This window comes from Cellulomonas humilata (genome assembly GCF_013359775.1).
Lineage (GTDB): Bacteria > Actinomycetota > Actinomycetes > Actinomycetales > Cellulomonadaceae > Cellulomonas > Cellulomonas humilata.
In genome coordinates this window covers 163,051-182,002 of record NZ_JABMCI010000056.1, presented here as the reverse complement: position 1 = coordinate 182,002, position 18,952 = coordinate 163,051, and the positions used below count along the sequence as shown (strand labels likewise).

General features: G+C 70.6%; 18 protein-coding genes. 16 read left to right on the top strand and 2 right to left on the bottom strand.

Features of this window, described 5'->3' with window-relative positions; genetic code table 11:
* Positions 1-162: 162 nt before the first annotated feature.
* From HP550_RS06955 to HP550_RS06910, 10 genes are all read left to right on the top strand, one after another.
* Positions 163-1,290 carry a substrate-binding domain-containing protein gene (locus HP550_RS06955; protein WP_175346852.1) on the top strand — a complete coding sequence of 376 codons (1,128 nt, stop codon included), beginning with the start codon at positions 163-165 and terminating at the stop codon, positions 1,288-1,290.
* Positions 1,281-2,891: a methyl-accepting chemotaxis protein gene (locus HP550_RS06950; RefSeq protein ID WP_425484422.1), complete on the top strand. Its 1,611-nt coding sequence runs from the start codon at positions 1,281-1,283 to the stop codon at positions 2,889-2,891. The genes HP550_RS06955 and HP550_RS06950 overlap by 10 nt, the downstream gene beginning before the upstream one ends.
* Before the next feature lie 75 nt (positions 2,892-2,966).
* Positions 2,967-4,091, top strand: coding sequence for a chemotaxis-specific protein-glutamate methyltransferase CheB (locus tag HP550_RS06945; RefSeq protein ID WP_175346851.1), 1,125 nt, complete (start codon positions 2,967-2,969; stop codon positions 4,089-4,091).
* Positions 4,082-4,999: a CheR family methyltransferase gene (locus HP550_RS06940; protein ID WP_175346850.1), complete on the top strand. Its 918-nt coding sequence runs from the start codon at positions 4,082-4,084 to the stop codon at positions 4,997-4,999. Before HP550_RS06945 ends, HP550_RS06940 begins: the two co-directional genes overlap by 10 nt.
* Positions 4,996-5,379 (top strand): response regulator, encoded by a 384-nt coding sequence (locus tag HP550_RS06935; RefSeq protein ID WP_175346849.1) that lies wholly within the window; start codon positions 4,996-4,998, stop codon positions 5,377-5,379. Before HP550_RS06940 ends, HP550_RS06935 begins: the two co-directional genes overlap by 4 nt.
* Positions 5,376-5,861, top strand: coding sequence for a chemotaxis protein CheX (locus tag HP550_RS06930; RefSeq protein WP_175346848.1), 486 nt, complete (start codon positions 5,376-5,378; stop codon positions 5,859-5,861). The genes HP550_RS06935 and HP550_RS06930 overlap by 4 nt, the downstream gene beginning before the upstream one ends.
* Positions 5,858-6,220 carry a response regulator gene (locus HP550_RS06925; RefSeq protein WP_175346847.1) on the top strand — a complete coding sequence of 121 codons (363 nt, stop codon included), beginning with the start codon at positions 5,858-5,860 and terminating at the stop codon, positions 6,218-6,220. Before HP550_RS06930 ends, HP550_RS06925 begins: the two co-directional genes overlap by 4 nt.
* Positions 6,217-6,705, top strand: a complete 489-nt coding sequence (locus HP550_RS06920) for a hypothetical protein (protein ID WP_175346846.1) — start codon at positions 6,217-6,219, stop codon at positions 6,703-6,705. The genes HP550_RS06925 and HP550_RS06920 overlap by 4 nt, the downstream gene beginning before the upstream one ends.
* Before the next feature lie 51 nt (positions 6,706-6,756).
* A complete protein-coding gene (locus HP550_RS06915; protein WP_210767752.1) occupies positions 6,757-7,509 on the top strand; it encodes a CAP domain-containing protein in 753 nt (250 codons plus the stop codon).
* Positions 7,510-7,551: 42 nt separating this feature from the next.
* Positions 7,552-9,051 carry an NCS2 family permease gene (locus tag HP550_RS06910; protein WP_175346845.1) on the top strand — a complete coding sequence of 500 codons (1,500 nt, stop codon included), beginning with the start codon at positions 7,552-7,554 and terminating at the stop codon, positions 9,049-9,051.
* A gap of 55 nt (positions 9,052-9,106) precedes the next feature.
* On the opposite strand, the gene HP550_RS06905 is transcribed toward HP550_RS06910, so the two are convergent.
* Positions 9,107-9,721, bottom strand: a complete 615-nt coding sequence (locus HP550_RS06905) for an arsenate reductase/protein-tyrosine-phosphatase family protein (protein WP_175346844.1) — start codon at positions 9,719-9,721, stop codon at positions 9,107-9,109.
* A 161-nt stretch (positions 9,722-9,882) separates the two neighbouring features.
* Here HP550_RS06905 and HP550_RS22995 point away from each other — a divergent pair, with 161 nt between their 5' ends.
* Positions 9,883-11,748: a DUF4012 domain-containing protein gene (locus HP550_RS22995; RefSeq protein ID WP_175346843.1), complete on the top strand. Its 1,866-nt coding sequence runs from the start codon at positions 9,883-9,885 to the stop codon at positions 11,746-11,748.
* 66 nt (positions 11,749-11,814) lie between these two features.
* Positions 11,815-12,336, top strand: coding sequence for a peptidase (locus HP550_RS06895; RefSeq protein ID WP_175346842.1), 522 nt, complete (start codon positions 11,815-11,817; stop codon positions 12,334-12,336).
* Between the two features lie 369 nt (positions 12,337-12,705).
* Here HP550_RS06895 and HP550_RS22990 read toward each other — a convergent pair whose 3' ends face one another.
* Positions 12,706-14,265 carry a polysaccharide biosynthesis tyrosine autokinase gene (locus HP550_RS22990; RefSeq protein ID WP_175346841.1) on the bottom strand — a complete coding sequence of 520 codons (1,560 nt, stop codon included), beginning with the start codon at positions 14,263-14,265 and terminating at the stop codon, positions 12,706-12,708.
* Between the two features lie 218 nt (positions 14,266-14,483).
* Here HP550_RS22990 and HP550_RS06885 point away from each other — a divergent pair, with 218 nt between their 5' ends.
* The 4 genes from HP550_RS06885 to HP550_RS06870 all read left to right on the top strand — a co-directional run bounded on the left by HP550_RS06885 (position 14,484) and on the right by HP550_RS06870 (position 18,951).
* Positions 14,484-15,995, top strand: a complete 1,512-nt coding sequence (locus HP550_RS06885; protein ID WP_175346840.1) for a sugar transferase — start codon at positions 14,484-14,486, stop codon at positions 15,993-15,995.
* Positions 15,995-17,086, top strand: coding sequence for a WaaS/CpsH family glycosyltransferase (locus HP550_RS06880; protein ID WP_175346839.1), 1,092 nt, complete (start codon positions 15,995-15,997; stop codon positions 17,084-17,086). The genes HP550_RS06885 and HP550_RS06880 overlap by 1 nt, the downstream gene beginning before the upstream one ends.
* Entirely contained in the window at positions 17,083-18,168 is a 1,086-nt protein-coding gene (locus HP550_RS22685; protein ID WP_175346838.1) for a glycosyltransferase, read from the top strand. The genes HP550_RS06880 and HP550_RS22685 overlap by 4 nt, the downstream gene beginning before the upstream one ends.
* A gap of 123 nt (positions 18,169-18,291) precedes the next feature.
* Positions 18,292-18,951, top strand: a complete 660-nt coding sequence (locus tag HP550_RS06870; RefSeq protein ID WP_175346837.1) for an acyltransferase — start codon at positions 18,292-18,294, stop codon at positions 18,949-18,951.
* Position 18,952: the final 1 nt, after the last annotated feature.

Here is an 18,952-nt window from a genome sequence, read left to right as displayed (position 1 = left end):
GGAGGCGGCGACGGGGTCGGGGGAGATCGCGGTGAACATCGGCGGGGTCGCCTCGTCGGCGGCGTCGTCCTCGGAGGTGCTCGGTCAGATGGGTCAGGCCGTGGGCGAGCTCGCCCGCCTGTCCACCGACCTGCGCACCCGCGTCTCGGCGTTCACGTTCTGATGGGCGCGCGGACGATGCGCACGGCGGCCGTGCTGGTGGCCGTCGGCCTCCTCGCCGCGGGCTGCGCGGGACCGGGCAGCGCGGACGACGACACGCAGCTGGTCGGCGTCGCGATGCCGACCACCGTGCAGGAGCGCTGGATCGGTGACGGCGAGAACCTGGAGGCGCAGTTCACGTCGCTCGGCTACGACGTCGACCTCGAGTACGCCGACGACGACGTCGACACCCAGATCGCGCAGATCACCGCGATGATCGACGCCGGGGCGGACGCGCTGGTGGTCGGTGCCGTCGACGGCAGCAAGCTCCGCGCCGTGCTGTCCCAGGCGGCGACGGCCGGGATCGCGATCCTGTCCTACGACCGGCTCATCCGGGACAGCCCCGACGTCGGCTACTACGCCTCGTTCGACAACTGGAGCGTCGGCGTCCTGCAGGCGAACGCCCTGCTCACCGGCCTCGGCGCGATCGACGCGTCGGGTGCCCGGACGTCCGCCCCCGGTCCGTGGGCGGTGGAGATCTTCGCCGGCTCGCCGGACGACAACAACGCCACGGTGTTCTACCAGGGCGCCATGTCGGTGCTCCAGCCGTACCTCGACTCCGGCGTGCTGGTCGTGCCCTCGGGCCAGACCGACTTCGCCGTCGTGGGGACGCCCGGCTGGAAGGGCGAGACCGCGGCGGCGCGCCTCCAGACGCTGACCGGTCCGTACCTGGCCGGCCTGCACCTGGACGGGATCCTCGCCCCCAACGACGGCATCGCGATCGCCCTCCTGGACGCGGCCCGCTCGGGCCTCGGCTACGGCGGGGACGGGCCGGCGCTGCCGGTGGTCCCAGGTCAGGACGCCGAGCTGGCGTCGGTGCGCTCGATCGTCGCGGGCGAGCAGTACTCGACCGTGTACAAGGACACGCAGCAGCTGGCCGAGGTGGCCGTGCAGATGGTGCGCGACCTGCTGGCCGGCGACGAGCCCGAGGTGAACGACACCACCTCGTACGACAACGGCGTGCGGGTGGTCCCGTCCTACCTGCTGGCCCCGCAGCTGGTCACGCTCGACAACTACCGCGAGGTCCTCGTGGACGGCGGCTACTACGCGCAGGACGAGCTGGGCACCCCGCCCGCTGGAGGATCGAAGTGACGACGACCCGCACGCGCGCCCGCTGGTTCTGGGACCGGCCCATCGGCGCCAAGATCGCGACGGCCCTGGTGGTGCTGGGCACCATGTTCGGGCTGGTCGGCGGCGCCGGCGCGGTCGCGCTCTACCGGGCGGGCGAGCACCTCCAGGACATGTCCGCGCTGACCGGCCGGCTCCAGTCGGCGATGGCGGAGCTGCGCACGGCGCAGGCCCGCAGCCACCTGCTGGTGCACCGCGCGGTCGAGGCGCCGGACCCCGCGGTCCGCACCCAGCTGCTGACGTCGGCGGCCTGGGTGGACGGCGACGTCGCCCGGCAGATCGCCGTGATCGAGGAGTTCCCGCAGGCCGAGACCGCGCAGTGGGCCGACTTCGTCGAGCGCTGGGCGGCCTGGGTCGCCTACCGGGACGCCACGCTCCTGCCGTTCGTGCAGGCCGGCGACCAGGCGGGCCTCGCCGCGGCGATCCGGGCCAGCGCGGCCGCGGACCCCGACGCCGCCGGCCGGCCCCTCGCGCTGGCGCAGGGCCAGGTGGACGCGCAGGTCGACGAGATCCTCGTCGCCGGCCAGGCCGAGGTGGACCAGACGATCGTGGTGCTCGCCGTCGCGTTCGTGCTCGGTGCCCTGCTGTCCGGGGCGCTCGCCACGGCGGTCACCCGCCGGATCACCCGCGCCGTCCGGGGCGTGCAGGCCTCGCTCGACGCCATGGCGGACGGCGACCTGACCGTGGCCTCCCCGGTGGAGTCGGGCGACGAGACCGGTCGGATGGCTGCGTCGCTCACCCGTGCCCAGACGTCCCTGCGGGCCACGCTCGCGGGGGTCGTGGAGACCGCGGCCGGTGTCGCAGCCTCCGCCGAGCAGCTCACGCAGTCCAACGGCCGTGTGGCCGGCGCGGCGCAGGAGACCAGCGCGCAGGCCGGGGTGGTCGCCGCGGCGGCCGAGCAGGTCAGCCGCAACGTCCAGGCGGTCGCGGCGGGCGCCGAGCAGATGGGCGCCTCCATCCGGGAGATCGCGCAGAACGCCACGGAGGCCGCCAAGGTGGCGCACAAGGCGACCGGCGTGGCCGAGGCCACCAACCAGCAGGTCGCCCGGCTCGGGGAGTCCAGCCAGCAGATCGGCAACGTGGTCAAGACCATCACCAGCATCGCGGCGCAGACCAACCTCCTGGCGCTCAACGCCACCATCGAGGCCGCGCGCGCCGGTGAGGCCGGCAAGGGGTTCGCGGTCGTCGCGGGGGAGGTCAAGGAGCTCGCGTCGGAGACGGCCCGCGCCACCGAGGACATCGCGCGCCGGGTCGAGGCCATCCAGCAGGAGACCGCCGGGGCGGTGTCCGCGATCGCGGAGATCAGCGCCATCGTCACGTCCATCAACGACTTCCAGCTGACCATCGCGTCCGCGGTCGAGGAGCAGACGGCGACGACGAACGAGATGTCACGGGGCGTGGCGGAGGCCGCGACCGGCTCGGGGGAGATCGCCGTGAACATCACGGGGGTGGCCGCCGCGGCCCAGAGCAGCAGCGATGTGCTCGACGAGGTCGGCGGGCAGGTCGACGAGCTCGCGATCCTGTCGCACCGCCTGCGCGACCGGGTGTCCGCCTTCACCTTCTGACCCGCTCACAACCCCTCCGCCCGCGCCGATAGGCAGCACGACACCGGATTCCCGGTGACCGACCCAGGAGGAACCGTGACGAGGATCCGCGTGCTGGTGGTCGACGACTCGGTCGTCGTCCGCCGACTCGTCACCGACGCGTTGTCGAGGGACCCGGAGATCGAGGTCGTCGGGGTCGCGGCCAACGGGAAGCTGGCCCAGGCGAAGGTGGCCCAGCTGGCGCCCGACCTGGTGACGATGGACATCGAGATGCCGGAGATGGACGGCATCGAGGCGGTCCGCGCGCTGCGCCGCTCCGGGTACCGGATGCCGATCGTCATGTTCTCCACGCTCACCGAGCGGGGCGCGTCCGCCACCCTGGACGCCCTCGTCGCGGGCGCCCAGGACTACGTGACCAAGCCGGCCAACGTCGGCAGCGTCCAGGAGTCGCTCGCGCAGGTCGCGCACAACCTGATCCCGAAGATCAAGGCGCTGGTCGGGCCCGCCCGCAGCCGGGGCCCGCTCGGCACGACGGCCGCGACGCCCTCGCGGCTCGCGGCCCTGCCGACGCCCGCACGGACGCGCGTCACGGTCCGACCGGAACCGGGTCCGCACCCCGTCCGCGCGGTCGTCGTCGGCTCGTCGACCGGCGGCCCGGAGGCGCTGTCCAAGCTGGTCGCCGCCCTGACGGTCCCGCCGTCGGTCCCGGTGCTCGTGGTCCAGCACATGCCCCCGGTGTTCACCCGCCAGCTGGCCGCCCGGCTCGACCGGCTCGGCCCCGCGCGCGTGGTGGAGGCCGAGGACGGCACCGAGCTGCGTCCGGGCACCGTGCACGTCGCCCCCGGCGACCGCCACCTCGAGCTGCACCGCCGCGGCGACACCGTGCGGACCGTGCTCACCGACGGACCGCCCGTGAACTTCTGCCGCCCGTCGGTCGACGTCCTGTTCCGCTCCGCAGTGCGGGTGCTCGGCGGCGACCTGCTCGCGGTCGTGCTCACGGGCATGGGCGCCGACGGCCGCACCGGCTGCGAGGACGTGGTCGGTGCCGGCGGCACGGTGCTCGTGCAGGACGAGGCCACGAGCGTGGTGTGGGGGATGCCCGGCGCGGTCGCGACCGCGGGCTTCGCCCACCGCATCCTCCCGCTGCCGGAGGTGGCGCCCGCCATCGAACGGGTGCTCGCGGAGGCCCACGCCGGCGAGAGGAGCACCCGATGGGCCTGAGCCCGGAGTCGTTCTCCTTCGTCGCCGACCTGGTGCGGCGGCGCAGCGCCATCCAGCTGGCGCCCGGCAAGGAGTACCTCGTGGAGAGCCGGCTGCTGCCGCTGGCGCGCGAGGAGGGCATCGTCGACGTCGACGCCTACGTGATGCGCGTCCGCGGCGGGGGCCGGGAGGCCGACCTCGTCCGCGTGGTCGAGGCGCTGACCACCAACGAGACGTCCTGGTTCCGCGACTCCACCCCGTTCGGGGCGCTGCGCTCCACGGTCGTGCCGGCGGTGGTCGCCACCCGCGGGCCGGCCACGCGCCTGCGGGTGTGGTCCGCCGCGTGCTCCACCGGCCAGGAGCCGTACTCGATCGCGATGACGCTGGCCGACTGCCTGCCGTCGAGCGCCTCGTTCGACATCCTCGCGACGGACCTGTCGGAGCAGGTGCTCACCCGCGCGCGGGCGGGCCACTACAGCCAGCTCGAGGTCAACCGTGGCCTGCCGGCGCCGATGCTCGTGCGGCACTTCGCGCGAGCGGGTGCCGGGTGGGAGGTCGCCCCGCAGCTCCGCACGCACGTGACGTTCCGCCCGCACAACCTGCTCGACGCGCCCCCCGCCGGTGGTCCGTTCGACGTGGTGTTCCTGCGCAACGTGCTCATCTACTTCGACCTGCCCACCAAGCGCGCGATCCTGCGCCGGCTGCGCCAGGTGCTGCGCCCGGACGGCGCCCTGCTGCTAGGTGCCGCCGAGACCACCATCGGGGTCGACGACGACTGGGTGCGCATGCCGGCCGGCGTCGGCTCGATCTACCGTCCCGTCCGCCCGGTGCCCGGCGCACCCGCCATCCCGCAGCCCCGGACCGCGACGTGGTCCGCCCCCACGCCCGCCGTCCCCGCCCCTGTGCTGACCCGAGGAGCACCACGATGAGAGCGCTCGTGATCGACGACTCGCGCACGATGCGACGCATCGTGTCCGGGGCCCTGCATCCCCTCGGCTTCGAGACGTACGAGGCCGAGCACGGCCGCGCGGCGCTCGACCTGCTCGAGGACGGTCTCCAGGTCGAGCTCGCCTGCATCGACTGGAACATGCCCGTGATGGACGGGCTCACGTTCGTCTCCGAGGTCCGCGCCAACCCGGCCTGGCGCAGCATCACGCTGATGATGGTGACCACCGAGAGCGAGCAGGGCCAGATCGTGCGCGCGCTCGCCGCGGGCGCCCACGAGTACCTGATCAAACCGTTCACCCCCGACGCCATCCGCGGGAAGCTCGACCTGCTCGGGCTCGTCGCGGTCGAGGAGCACGCATGAGCACCGTCGTCGAGCACGACCAGGTCCTCGCCATCGCGCAGGAGGTCTTCGCCGCCATGGTCGACGGCGACGAGGGCCTGCTCCAGCCGTGGCCCGGCGAGCTGCCGGTGATCGAGGACGCCGTGGTCGCGTGGGTGGACCTGCACGGCCCGTGGCCCGGCCGCGCGGAGCTGAGGACGTCCGGCGCGACGGCGAACGACCTCACGCGCGCCCTCCTGAGCCTGCCCGACGGCGAGGTGGTCACGTCGCTCGACCTGGTCGACGCGTTCGGCGAGGTGGCCAACGTCGTCGGCGGCAACGTGAAGTCGCTCCTGCCGCTCCAGGGCAGCCTCGGCCTGCCGCAGGTGGCCCCCAGCGCCCCGGCCGTGCCCGGCGCCCGGCTCGTGCAGGAGCTCCCGCTGTCCTGGCGCGGCCGCCCGTTGGTCGTCGCCGTGTGGGCGTTCGCCCAGCCCGCTCTCCCGGAAGGAACCCGCCTCTCATGATCCGAGTCCTCGTCACCGACGACAGCCGCGTGATGCGGCAGATCGTCATCCGCACCCTGCGTCAGGCCGGCTACGACTGGGACGTCCGCGAGGCGGCCGACGGCGCCGAGGCGCTGGAGGCCATCCGGGCCGACGAGCCCGACGTCGTCCTGTCGGACTGGAACATGCCGAACCTGAACGGCATCGACCTGCTGCGCAGCCTGCGCGCCGAGGGGTTCGCGACGCCGTTCGGCTTCGTCACCTCCGAGGGGTCGCCGGAGATGCGCGCGCAGGCGGAGGCCGCCGGCGCCCTGTTCCTCATCGCCAAGCCGTTCACGCCCGAGGCGTTCCGCGAGGTCATCGACCCGGTGCTGGCATGAGCGCGCAGACGCCGCTCCCGTCCGCGAAGGACGTCCGCGAGCTGGTCGAGGGGCTCATCGGCCGCGACGTCCAGGTGACCACCGGCGGCGCGATGCTCGACCCCAAGGACGGCGACGGCACCCTGGTGGGCGTCTTCGTGGACAACCGGCACGCCCTGTCCGCGATCGTCCTGCTGGACCTGCCGCTCGCGGCGTACGTCGGCGCGGCGCTCGGCCTGGTGCCGGTGCGGGTGGCGGCCGACGCCGTCACCGAGGGTGTCCTGCCGCCCGCCCTGTCGGAGAACGCCGGCGAGGTGCTCAACGTGATGGCGTCCCTGTTCAACACCGAGGGAGCGCCCCACGTCCGCCTCGACGTGCTCTACGAGCCCCGTCACCCGGTGCCGGCCGACGTCGCCACGTGGGTGCTCGCGTACGTGCGCCGCACCGACCTGGACGTCGAGGTGGCCGGCTACGGAGCGGGCAGGTTCTCCCTCCTGGTCCTGTGAGCACCGGTCCCGGACTGTCCGTTCTGTCCGGAAGCCGATAACGTCCCTCGGGTGCATCCCTTCACGCCGGTCCCGCGTGAGCGCTGGCACCGCCGCGACCTGCGGCAACGCTCGACGAGTGCCCACCGCTGGCCTCGCAGGTCGGCGCTGGTCCTGCTGAGCACGCTCGCGCTGGTGACCACGCCCATCGCCCTGACCTCGGCCCCGGACCCTGGGGTGCCGGGCGACTTCGCGGCACTCGTGACGATGCGGGACGACGACGCGGCCGCCCGCTCGGGCGCCCGGGCGCCGGTCAGCACGGAGCCGACGACGACCGCGCCGACCACACCACCACCGGCTGCGACGTCGCCGTCTGCCCCGGCCCAGCCCGCGGCGACGGCCGACCCCGCGCAGACCGCCGAACCCGCGGCCCCGGCCGCGCCCGCCGCGCCGGCTGCGCCTCCTGCCCCCACCGTGAGCGACGAGATCGTCACCCGCACCAATGCCGAGCGCACCAAGGCCGGCCTGGCGCCCCTGGCCGTCTCGGCGTGCGGGACGCAGCAGGCCGAGACGCGCACCGCCCTGCTCGTGGCCGAGGACCGTTTCGAGCACGACCCGCTGGAGCCCGTCCTCGAGGCGTGCGCCGCGCGTGCGGTGGGGGAGAACCTGGCCCTCGGCTACCCGACGCCGCTGGCGGTCGTCGCGGGCTGGATGGGGTCTGAGGGGCACCGCGCGAACATCCTCAACCCCACGTACACCCAGATCGGCGTGGCCTGTACGGCGAGTCCGAAGGGTCAGCTCTGCGCGCAGGTGTTCCTGGGCTGAGTTCGCAACATCCGGGTCACACAGTTCTGCCACACTGCGCGCATGTCTTCGACCCCCTCCACGCAGACAGAGCGTCCTGCGCCCCCGACGAACCCCGTCGACCGCTACTTCAAGATCACCGAGCGCGGCTCGACCATCGGTACCGAGATCCGTGGTGGTCTCGTCACCTTCTTCACGATGTGCTACATCATCGTGCTCAACCCGTTGATCATCGGCACGGTCCAGTCCGGGGACGGTCAGTTCCTCGGCGGCGGCGACGTGCCCAACCTCGCAGCCGTCGCGGCCACCACCGCGCTGGTCGCCGGCGTGATGTCGATCCTCATGGGGGTCGTCGCCAACTTCCCCCTGGCGCTCGCGGCCGGTCTCGGCCTGAACGCCGTCGTCGCCTACTCCATCGCCTCGCTGCCGGGCATGTCCTGGCAGGACGCGATGGGCCTGGTGGTCCTCGAGGGCCTGATCATCCTGGTCCTGGTGCTCACCGGTTTCCGCGAGGCCGTGTTCCGCGCGGTCCCGCTCGAGCTCAAGACCGCCATCAGCGTCGGCATCGGCCTGTTCATCGCCTTCATCGGCCTGGTCGACGCCGGCTTCGTGCGGATCCCCGCCAGCATGGCGGTGCCCGTGGAGCTCGGCATCGGCGGCTCGCTGGGCAGCTGGCCGCTGCTCGTGTTCGTGTTCGGGCTGCTGCTCGCCATCATCCTCATGGTCCGCAAGGTGCGCGGCGCCATCCTCATCGCGATCGTCTCGGCGAGCGTGCTCGCGTTCGTCATCGAGCTGATCGGCAACATCGGGAGCAAGACCGACGAGACCGGTGCCGTGGTGAACCCGGCCGGCTGGTCGCTCGGGGTCCCGACCTGGCCCGCGGGCGGCATCATCGCGGCGCCCGACTTCTCGCTGGTCGGCCAGTTCTCGCTGTTCGGCTCCATCGAGTCCATCGGCCTGGTCGCGGTCATCCTGCTGGTGTTCTCGCTGCTGCTGGCCGACTTCTTCGACACGATGGGCACCATGGTCGCCGTCGGTGGCGAGGCCGGTCTGCTGGACAAGGACGGCAACCCGCCCAAGACCAAGCAGATCCTCATCGTCGACTCGATCGCCGCGGCGGCCGGTGGTGCGGGCAGCGTCTCGTCCAACACCAGCTACATCGAGTCCGCGTCCGGCGTCGGCGACGGTGCTCGGACCGGGCTCGCGGCGGTCGTCACCGGCATCGCGTTCCTGCTGGCCACGTTCCTGGCGCCCCTGGTGTCGCTGGTCCCGTTCGAGGCGGCCACCCCGGCGCTCGTCGTCGTCGGCTTCCTCATGGTCACCCAGATCGCCGGCATCAACTGGCGCAACTGGGAGGTCGCCATCCCGGCGTTCCTCACGATCATCATCATGCCGTTCTCGTACTCGATCACCGCGGGCATCGGCGCGGGCATCATCACGTTCGTCGTGATCAAGCTGGCCGTCGGCAAGGTGCGGGAGATCCACCCGTTCATGTGGCTGGCGTCGGCGATGTTCGTCGCCTACTTCCTCATCGGCCCGATCAAGTCCGCGCTCGGCATCTGACCGCGCACGCACCGGAGGCCGGGTCCGTCACGGACCCGGCCTCCGGCATGCGAGCTCAGCGGCGGACGGCCGCGACGATCGTCTCGACGGCGGGGAGCAGCTGACCGAACGACTTCCGGTAGACCGCCTCGTCGCCGCTGTAGGGGTCGATCACGTCGTCGTCGGCCGGGCGGTGCGCGGACAGCCCGCGGCGCGTGGCCGCGACCGGCACGAGCGCCCGGAGACGGTCCGCGGTGGTCGCGTTGGCGCCGGGGAGGGTGGCGGGGTCGATGTCGCCGACGAGCCGCGCCAGCTCGCGCAGCGTGAATGTGCGCCGGACCGCGGCGGGGACCAGCTCGACGATCGCCGACCGGTGCCGCCGAGTCAGCGCCAGCACCAGGTCGGCCTGCTGCACCATGCCCGGGGTCAGCTGGCGCGCCGCGAAGCCGTCGGGGGACACCCCCTGCGAGGCGACCAGGGCGGCCATCTCGTCGGGCATCGGCCAGCCGACCATCGCCCCGGTGCCGGCGGACCCCACCTCGATCGCCGGTGCCAGGCCGCCGCCGTCACGCCCCTGGTACGCCGCCCCGAGGCCGGCGGCGAGCAGTCGCTCGACGGCCGGCGACCGGCAGATGTTGCCCGTGCAGACCACGAGGACGCGCAGGGGCTCGGCGGGGTCACGGGGGGTCATGGCCACTATCTTGCGGTCCCGGGACGCACATCCGGGCATCGAGTGACCCGATCGGCGCAGAGTTTCCACCCACCCGCACAGGGGGACTCAGGACGCGCCGGTACGATTCCGACCGCGGTCGCCCTGCCGGGCGACGTTCCGGCCAGGGGGAGAGATACGTCGTGACGCACCCTGGGTGGGGATCCGACTGGAACGGTCAGCCGGTCCCGGAGGCGCCGCAGCACCCGGAGACGGTCCGCCGCCGACGCACCAGCTACGTCCGCGCGCGCCGCCGCCGCACGGTCCGCCTCGTGCTCGTCGGCTGCGGCCTCGCGCTGCTGGTCGTCGTCGGCCTGGGCGTCTGGCTGGCCACCGACGCGCTGCGCGCCGCCGACGCCCTCGAGGCCGCCCGCGCCGACGTGAAGGACCTGCAGGCGCAGGTCACGGCAGGTGACTCGGCCGCCGCCGACCGGACCCTGGTCCAGCTCCAGGCGCACTCCTCGACGGCCGCCCGGTCCACCCAGGGACCCGCGTGGACCCTGGCGGGCGTCCTGCCGTGGGTCGGACCGAACGTCCGGGCCGTGCACACCGTGGCCGACGCGGTCGACGACCTCGCGCAGAACGCCCTGCCGTCCCTCATGCAGGCCACGACCCTCGTCGACCCCGCGGCGCTGGCACCCGTCGACGGGCGGGTGGACCTGCGCCCCCTCCAGGACGCCGCGCCCGCCATCGTCGCGGCCGACGACTCCGTGCAGCTCACCGCCCAGCGGCTCGAGGACCTCGACACGTCCTCGCTGCTGGCCCTCGTCGCCGAACCCGTCGAGACCCTGCGCGATCAGGTGGCCGACGTCGCCGTGACCACCGCCACCGCCGCCCGCGCCGCGCTGCTGGTGCCCGCGATGATGGGCGCCGAGGGGCCGCGCAACTACCTGGTACTGGTCCAGAACAACGCGGAGCAGCGCGCCACCGGCGGCATTCCCGGCTCGGTGCTGCTCCTGCACGCCGACGCCGGTGCGGTCACCGTGGTCGAAGAACGGGCGGGGGGCTCGCTCAGCGGGCTGGCGGAGCCTGCCCTGCCCCTCACGGACGCCGAGAACGCCCTGTTCGGCCCCCTGCTGGGCACCGACATGCGCGACGTCACCTTCACACCCGACTTCCCCCGCACCGGTGCGCTGGCCAAGGCCATCTGGGAGCAGAAGGTGGGCGGGTCCATCGACGGCGTCCTGTCCATGGACCCCGTCGCGCTCGGCCTAGTCCTCAAGGCGACAGGCCCCGTGACGCTCTCCGACGGCAGCTCCCTGGGAGGTGACGACGCCGCGCAGACCCTGCTCAACCAGGTCTACCTGGACATCGAGGACCCCCAGGAGCAGGACGCGTTCTTCTCCGACACGTCCCGCTCGGTGTTCGCCGCGGTCGTCGGCGGGCAGGGCGACGCTCCTGGCGTGATGGACGCGCTGGCCGAGGCAGCCCGGCAGGGCCGGCTCATGGTGTGGTCCGCCGACGAGGACGAGCAGGCGCGCCTGGCGCCGACCGTCCTCGGCGGTGCGCTCCGTGGGGCCGATGGCGACTCGGCTGTGATCGGCGTCTACCTGAACGACGGGACACAGGCGAAGCTCGGCTACTACCTGGATCTGACCGTTGACGCGGAGGCGACGGAGTGCCGGCCGGACGGGTCCCAGATCGTGCACGCGATGGTGACGCTGGCGTACAACGCGCCAGCCGACGCGGCCGAGCTGCCCACCTACCTGGTGGGCTTCGACGACATTGTGCCCGTCGGTGAAATTCGGACAAATGTGTTGATATATGCGCCCGACGGGGGCGGTATCGAAACGGTTCGGGTGAAACCTGATCCGCAGGGGTTGAACGCCCAGGTGCACGAGAATCTAGGAGTAGGGGCTCGGACATTTACGCTCAAACCGGGCGAGAGTGGGACGCTGGACATGCAGATCGTGACCGGCAAGAAACAAGCCGGAAACGTGCATATCCGATCCACTCCTACTGCCCGGCAAAAGGGTGACGTGGTCCTGGGTTCCGCATGTGAGAAGTAGCAGGTACGGTTGCCCCTAGTCACATCTCGCCACTCCTGTAACACGACCGTCCGGGGGGACACCCAAATGAAGATTCGTCGCACCGCTCTGGTCGCAGTTGCTGCCGTGGCACTCGCGCTCGTCCCGTCTGCCGCCTTCTCGTACGGCGCCAGTGACTACACCAACAAGGGCACGGTGTCCGACACCACGCCCGCCGCCGGTGAGAGCTTCACCGTCACGGTCGTCGGCCCTGCCGGAGCCTCAGTGACGCTGACCATCACGAGCAACCCGGCCTCCATCCCCGACTCGGCGATCACGATCGCCGGGACGAAGTCGCTCGCCAAGGTCACGAATGCCTCCGGTGTCGCGGTCTTCACGGTGACGCTGAGCCAGGCTGGCACCTACACCCTCGTCGCCACCGACACCGCCTCGGGCGCCGTCCTCAGCACCCAGACCGTGTCCGTCGCGGCCGCCGCGGGTGCCGCGGGCAGCCTGAGCTCGACCGGCTCGAACGCGCTGCCGATCGCCCTCGGCGCCGGTGCGCTGGTGCTCGTCGGCGCTGGCGGCGTCGTCGTCGCCCGTCGTCGTCAGGCTGGCGCCGCGGCCTGAATGGCCTAGCACCTCACCGAGAGCCCCGCACCTGATGGTGCGGGGCTCTCGTGCGTCCAGGGCGTGTCAGCGGCAGACGCTTCTCGCGGTCGGTGCCGAAGTCGAGCCCGCCACGCAGTTCCTGATGTCGGCGACGGCGGGGGTGCGGCGCTCTGGCCGGCAGCGCTAGCGTCCAGACCGCGCCGATCCGAGAACGCGTCGATCGCACCCGGCCGATCGACCGGCCTCTGCGTGCGCTCGCGCCAGAAGGCCACAACGACGTTGGCCCCGGCCCAGGCGATGGCGTGATGCCACGAGCAGCTCCCCATCGGGAGACGACGACGGCCCCGGACCGTGAGGTCCGAGGCCGTCGTCGAAGACGTGGTGCGGTCAGGTGCCCGGGCGCTGGTGCTGCGCCGGAGCGCTCTGCGCCTGCTGGCGCCGGAAGTCCCTGAGCTGTGTCTCACTCAAGGAGTCGCCCGGCCACAGTGTGGTCGGCCCCGAGATTGCCTCCGTCGGTTCGGTGACCTTCGGGATCCGGCCCGTCATCGGGTTCTTGCGCTTCTTTCGGCTCGTCCGCCCGGAGTCGGCGGCCGTCGCCGGCGTCGGGGTGTAGTCGTAGTAGGCGTACTGCTCGCCCTGCTTGCGCCGCTGCCGATTCACCACGATCCCCAGGATCCGAGCACCGACGGTCTCCAGGTTGCCCACGGACTCGGCCAGCTGGCTGCGGTGGAGCTTGTCCGCTCCCACGACCAGGAGAGCGCCGCCAGTCAGCTTGGCAAGGATCGCGGCGTCCGTCACCGGCAGCAGGGGAGCGGTGTCCACGATCACGACGTCGTACTGCTGGGTCAGCTTGTCCAGCAAGTTCGCCATGGCGAGCGAACCGAGCAGCTCGCTGGGATTCGGCGGCACCTGGCCGGCCGGGAGGACATGCAGGAAGCCGTTCCCCCAGGGCTGGATGACGTCCTCGACGCTGGCGCGGCCGATGAGCACAGTGGTCAAGCCGACGCTGCCCTCGAGGCCCATGTACTTGGCAACCGAGGGGCGGCGCAGGTCCGCATCGATGAGAGCGACGCGCGTGCCTGCGTCCGCCAGGGTGATCGCCACGTTGATCGATGTCGTGGACTTGCCCTCGCCGGGCAGCGACGACGTGATGACGATCGACTGCGGGCGGTCGGCGATGTCGAGGAACTGCAAGTTGGTGCGCAGGCGACGGAAGGCCTCGGAGCGCTGGCTGTGCGGGCTGCTCTGCACGATGAGGGGGTGCTGAGGGGCGTCCTCGTCGTTCGGGATGATGCCGATGACGGAGGTGTCGGTGACGCGGGCGACGTCGGCGTCGGAGCGGACGCGGGTGTCGAGGATGGCACGGAGGATGGCCACGCCGATTCCCAGAGCAAGACCGAGGAAGAGACCGAGCGCGATGTTGAGCTTGAGGTTGGGGGAGGCGGGCGCGAGAGGCGCAGTCGCGTCCCGCACCAGCGAGATCTTCACGGCGGAGGTTGTGCCGTCCTCGGGTGCCTCGAGCTCTCTGATGACGTCCTTGAACTCTTCGGCGATGGCGTCGGCGAGGGCGGCAGCGATGGCGGGGTTCTCGTCCGTGACAGTGACGTTGATGAGCGATGTGTTGACGGGCGACTCGGCGGCTACCCGCTCTGCAAGCGTCTCGGCGCGCTCATCGAGTCCCAGGTCGTCGATGACTGGGCTCAGAACGAGCGGGCTGGTGACCAGCTGTGTGTACGTCGTGACCTGCTGCCGACTGTAGTTGGCACCCTGGAGAAGGTCGCTGTTCGTGGCGTCACCCTGCACGGACACGAACAGCTGCGTCGTGGCCTGGTACATCGGCGTGGCCGCGAGGGACGCGGCGATCGCCGCACCCACGCTGAGCACAGCGATTGCGAGTATGGACAGCCAGCGCTTGCGCAGAATGACCAAATAGTCTTGTAGCTCCACGGACTCTCTCCCGCTCCCCTGCGCACGACGTGTGGCGCGGGCCCGATTCTCTCATGCGATCCCCGTCGCCATCTCTGCCGGAGGATCTTCCGGGTGACGTTGCCGGGCGTGAGCGAAATGTCGCGTTCGCGCCAATGCTAGCGACAATATGCCGGGGTACGATTGCCACTCATTTGGCTGACCTGAGACCAGATGGCCGACGATCGCGGGGGCGTGGCATGACTGATCAGGAGACCACGCATCAGCGCGCGTCGATAATCCCGTCCCAGAGGGGCCGAGTCGCGCCTCAGCCGATTGCTGCAGGCTCTGGCACTTGGTGGCGAAACTACTCGAGGCGGGTTGCGGTTACTGATGCGCTCGCCGTCCTTGCAGCCGTTGCCGTCGCCTACTTGGTGAGGTTCGACATCTCCGGCTTGGCCACCGTTTCGGGCGAGTTTGCGCCCACGTATCTCGCTGTGTCGATCACGCTCGCGGGTGCCTGGCTCGCAGCGCTCGCCCTCGGGCGTACCCGTGATCGGCGAGTAGTTGGCTCCGGCACCGCGGAGTACTCCCAGGTGTTCACCGCCACCTGGCGGCTCTTCGCCACCGTGGCCGTCATCGCCTTCCTGTTCCGCATGGAGATCGGGCGCGGCTATCTGGGATTCGCAGCGCCGGTCGGCCTCGTACTGATCCTCCTGAGCCGGCTCGGCTGGAGGCGCTGGCTCCATCGGCGTCGGAGGCGCGGCGACATGCAGTCGAGCGTCTTGGTGATCGGCCATCGCGACAAGGCGGCACGGCTGATCGGGGAACTGCACCACAACCCGCTCGCGGGGTATGCGGTGGTCGGCGTGTGCGTCCCCACCGGCGAGGTGAGCGCGGGCGAGATGGTCGGCGGGGTGCCCGTGCTCGGGTCGATGAACCACGCAGCAGCGATCGCAGAGTCGATCGGCGCGTCCGCCGTCGCGGTGACGGGTGCGGACACGATCACCTCCGAGACAGTCCGCCAGCTCGGCTGGGATCTGGAGGGCAAGGGCATCGACCTCGCCCTCACGATGACACTGCTCGACGTGGCTGGGCCGCGCGTGATCATGCAGCCGGTCAACGGCCTCCCGTTGATGTACGTGGACGAGCCTCGCTTCACCGGTGGTCGATACGTGGCGAAGTCGATGTTCGATTGGGTGGCTGCGGTTGTCATCACCGTGACGCTCTCGCCGCTGCTCTTGGTTCTGGCGGCGCTCGTCGGTCTCACCAGCGCTGGACCCGTGTTCTATACGCAGGAGCGGATCGGCAAGGACGGCCGGCGATTCAAGATGATCAAGTTCCGATCGATGGTCACGGACGCGCACTCCCGGCTCGGCGAGGTCCTCGCGCTCGAGGGGGTCGATGACATCCGGATGTTCTACAAGCCCAAGAACGACCCGCGAGTCACCAAGGTGGGGCGCCTGATCCGTCGGTACTCGCTCGACGAGCTTCCTCAGCTCCTGAACGTGCTTCGCGGCGAGATGAGTCTCGTCGGGCCACGACCTCAGGTGGACGCCGAAGTCGCCCACTACGACCGCGCGGCGCATCGCCGACTCCTCGTGAAGCCAGGGCTCACCGGCTTGTGGCAGATCTCCGGGCGCTCGGATCTGTCGCCGGAGGCAGGGATCCGTATGGACGTCAGCTACGTCGAGAACTGGACGCTGTTCGGCGATGCACTGATCATCGCGAAGACAGCCAAGGCCATGGTGTCCGCTGCAGGAGCCTATTGATGGCGGCTGATGTACACGGCGGAGTCGCGAGTGACGAGCGCGACGTTCGGATCATTCGTCGGGCGCTCGTCATCTCGCCCTCGTTCTTCGGCTACGAGCACGCGATCGCGGACGCGATCCGAGACGCCGGGATCGAGACGTACTTCCTGGACGAGAGACCTTCCAATAGCCCACTTGCACGAGCCCTGCTACGCGCGGCCCCGGGCGTCACGCGGCCATGGGCCGCCACGTACTTCCGTCAGGCGCGCAGTCGGCTTGAGTCTCTCGATCTCGACTTCATCCTCGTCATCAAGGGAGAGTCGACTCCTCGGTCCTTCCTCGAGGACCTGCGCCGCGATCACCCCCGCGCGGTGGTGACGTACTACGCCTACGACTCCTTGGTCGAGTCGGCCGGATACGCGAACCTCGAGGGCCTCGTCGACGTTCCTCTCTCGTTCGATCGACAGGACGTTGCTCAGAGCGACTCCTTGGGGTACCTGCCCCTCTTCTACACGAGCGAGTTCTCTCCTCAGGCACCGGAGGCTGCGCGCTCGCACGAAGTCGCCTTCATCGGGACGGTGAACCCGGAGCGATACGCAGTCGCCCGAGCGCTCTCGATCGAGTTCCCGAGTTCCTTCGTTCATCTCTACGCGCCTGCGCGCTGGTACGTGCCGATGCAAAAGGTGCGGTCCGCGCGCTTCCGCTCGATCGACACCCGCCATGTGTCGACGGCGAAACTGCCACGCAGCGCCGTCGCTGAGGCGTTCCGCCAGTCGCGGGTCGTGGTCGATCAGCAGAAGGCAGGACAGGGCGGCCTCACCATGAGGACCTTCGAAGCGATCGCCTCAGGAGCCGCGCTGGTCACGTCGAACTCCAGCATCCTCGCCGAGCAGTTCTACGACTCGGACCGGATCGCGGTCGTCCCACACGACGATCCAGCAGCGACAACAGAAGCCGTGCGGGCGATGCTTGCATCCGGTGCGGCCGCAACTCCTCCTGCATCCTTCTCGGCGTACTCGATCCACTCGTGGGTGACTGACATCCTGAGTCTGGTGACTGCCAGTCCTGCGCGCACTTCGCACACACGTGGTCCCGGGGGTCGTCAACGGTGAAGGTCGTGTTCGACGTGATGGGCGCGCCAGACCAGTCGGGCGGGATGAACCTGTACGCGGTCGAGGTCGTCCGTGCATGGCATGAGGTCGCCGGCGGTGACCAGCTGATCGTGATTGGCGGGACGTGGGCTACCGCAGCGTTCCGCGACCTCGACACCGTCAGAGTTCGAACAGCACCCGACCGAGGCATCGTGGGTCGGAGCTTGACTCAGCTGTTCGGGACCGCACTGGTGTACTGGCTGTCGCGCTCCGATGTCGTGATCTCAGCAAGTCCGATCGTCACCCCGCTCGTACCTCGTTCCGCGCGCATGTGCGTCGTCCACGACTGGCGACACGTCAAGAACCCGCAGGAGTTCTCCCGGGCTCAGCGCCTCTACCGTCAGCTGTGGAGTGCATCCGTCCGGTGGGCCGGCTGCGTCGCAGTGATCTCTCGCAAGACTGGCGCAGAGACGCAAGCAATCAACCCAGGCGCACGTCCGGTCGTGGTCGAGAACGGCCGTGACCATCCGCGACGCTGGGGAGCGGTCGGTCGAACCGGGGGTCCACCGGCGCTGGTGACCTTCGGGCACCACCCGAACAAGCGGCCGGAGATGGTGATCGATGCGCTCTCGGACTCCGCTGAGCTCCGTCACGCCGACGCGACCCTGACAGTTCTGGGCGCCCGCGGCGACTACGCGACTGCTCTTCGTGGGCGTGCGGAAGCGGCGGGCATCGGCGATGCCGTGAAGCTGCCCGGGTTTGTGGAACCGGCAACCTACGAAGCGACGATCGCGGGAGCCGACGTGGTCGTTCTGGCGTCGAGCGATGAGGGCTTCGGTCTTCCTGTTGCCGAGGCTCAGTTCTTCGGGGTGCCCGTCGTGGTCGCTTCGGACAGTGGCCTCGACGACATCCACCGTGGACTGATCGTCTCGGCTCCGGATCCGGAGAGGCTGAGCTCCGCGCTCGAGCTCGCCGTGGGGCAAGGCGTGCAGCCGGGTGCACGAGACATCCGAACGTGGGCGCAGACCGCGCGTGAGCTGCGCGTGCTGGCTGCGCGGCTTCTCGATCGTGCGGCACGAGACGAAGCCGAGGCAGTGTCATGATCGCGACCACCACAGCGGCGCAGCCACGGCCCCGACTCCGAGCCAGCCAGGGGCGGACAGCCGCCGGTTCTGTCCGAGCTCGACGCCCGGCCTCTGACTCCACGAGAGAGAACGCGTGATGACATGAGGATCTCGCTCGCAGCGCTCCTACCGGCCTCGCAGGCGAAGAACTGGATCCTGCGAAAGCTCGGGCACGACGTCGCGCCCTCGGCTCACATATCCCCGATCTTCGTCGTCGGCAGGACCCGGTTGATCGTCGGAAGTGACGCTCGGATCGGCGCGCTCAATGCCTTTCGGAACGTCGTGTCGGTCAAGCTCGGGGACGGTGCAGAGCTCGGGCAGCTCAACTGGGTGTCGGCCGCCCCGTTCCTGCTGGATGCGTCGGGCAGTGCCTCGGCTGGACACCTGGAGCTCGGGGAGCATGCGTCGCTGACGAACCGGCACTACGTCGACGTGTCCGGCGGGGTTCGGCTGGAGCGCTTTGCCATCGTCGCTGGTGTGAGGTCTGTCTTGATGACCCACGGCATCGACGTCGCGGACGGCGTCCTCGACACCGCACCGATCGTCGTGGGGGAGTATGCGATGGTCGGCGGCTGCGTCAACATGGTTCTCGGCTCGACGGTGCCGCCGCGATCCGTCGTTGCAATGGGTGCCGTGGTGGTGAGAGGGCTGACCGAAGAGGGTCATCTGTACGCGGGGGTCCCCGCAGTGTCGAAGCGTCGGGTCGACATGGGCCAGTTCGGCTCTAGGAAGACCGGGAAGATCATGCCTCGTGACGCATGAA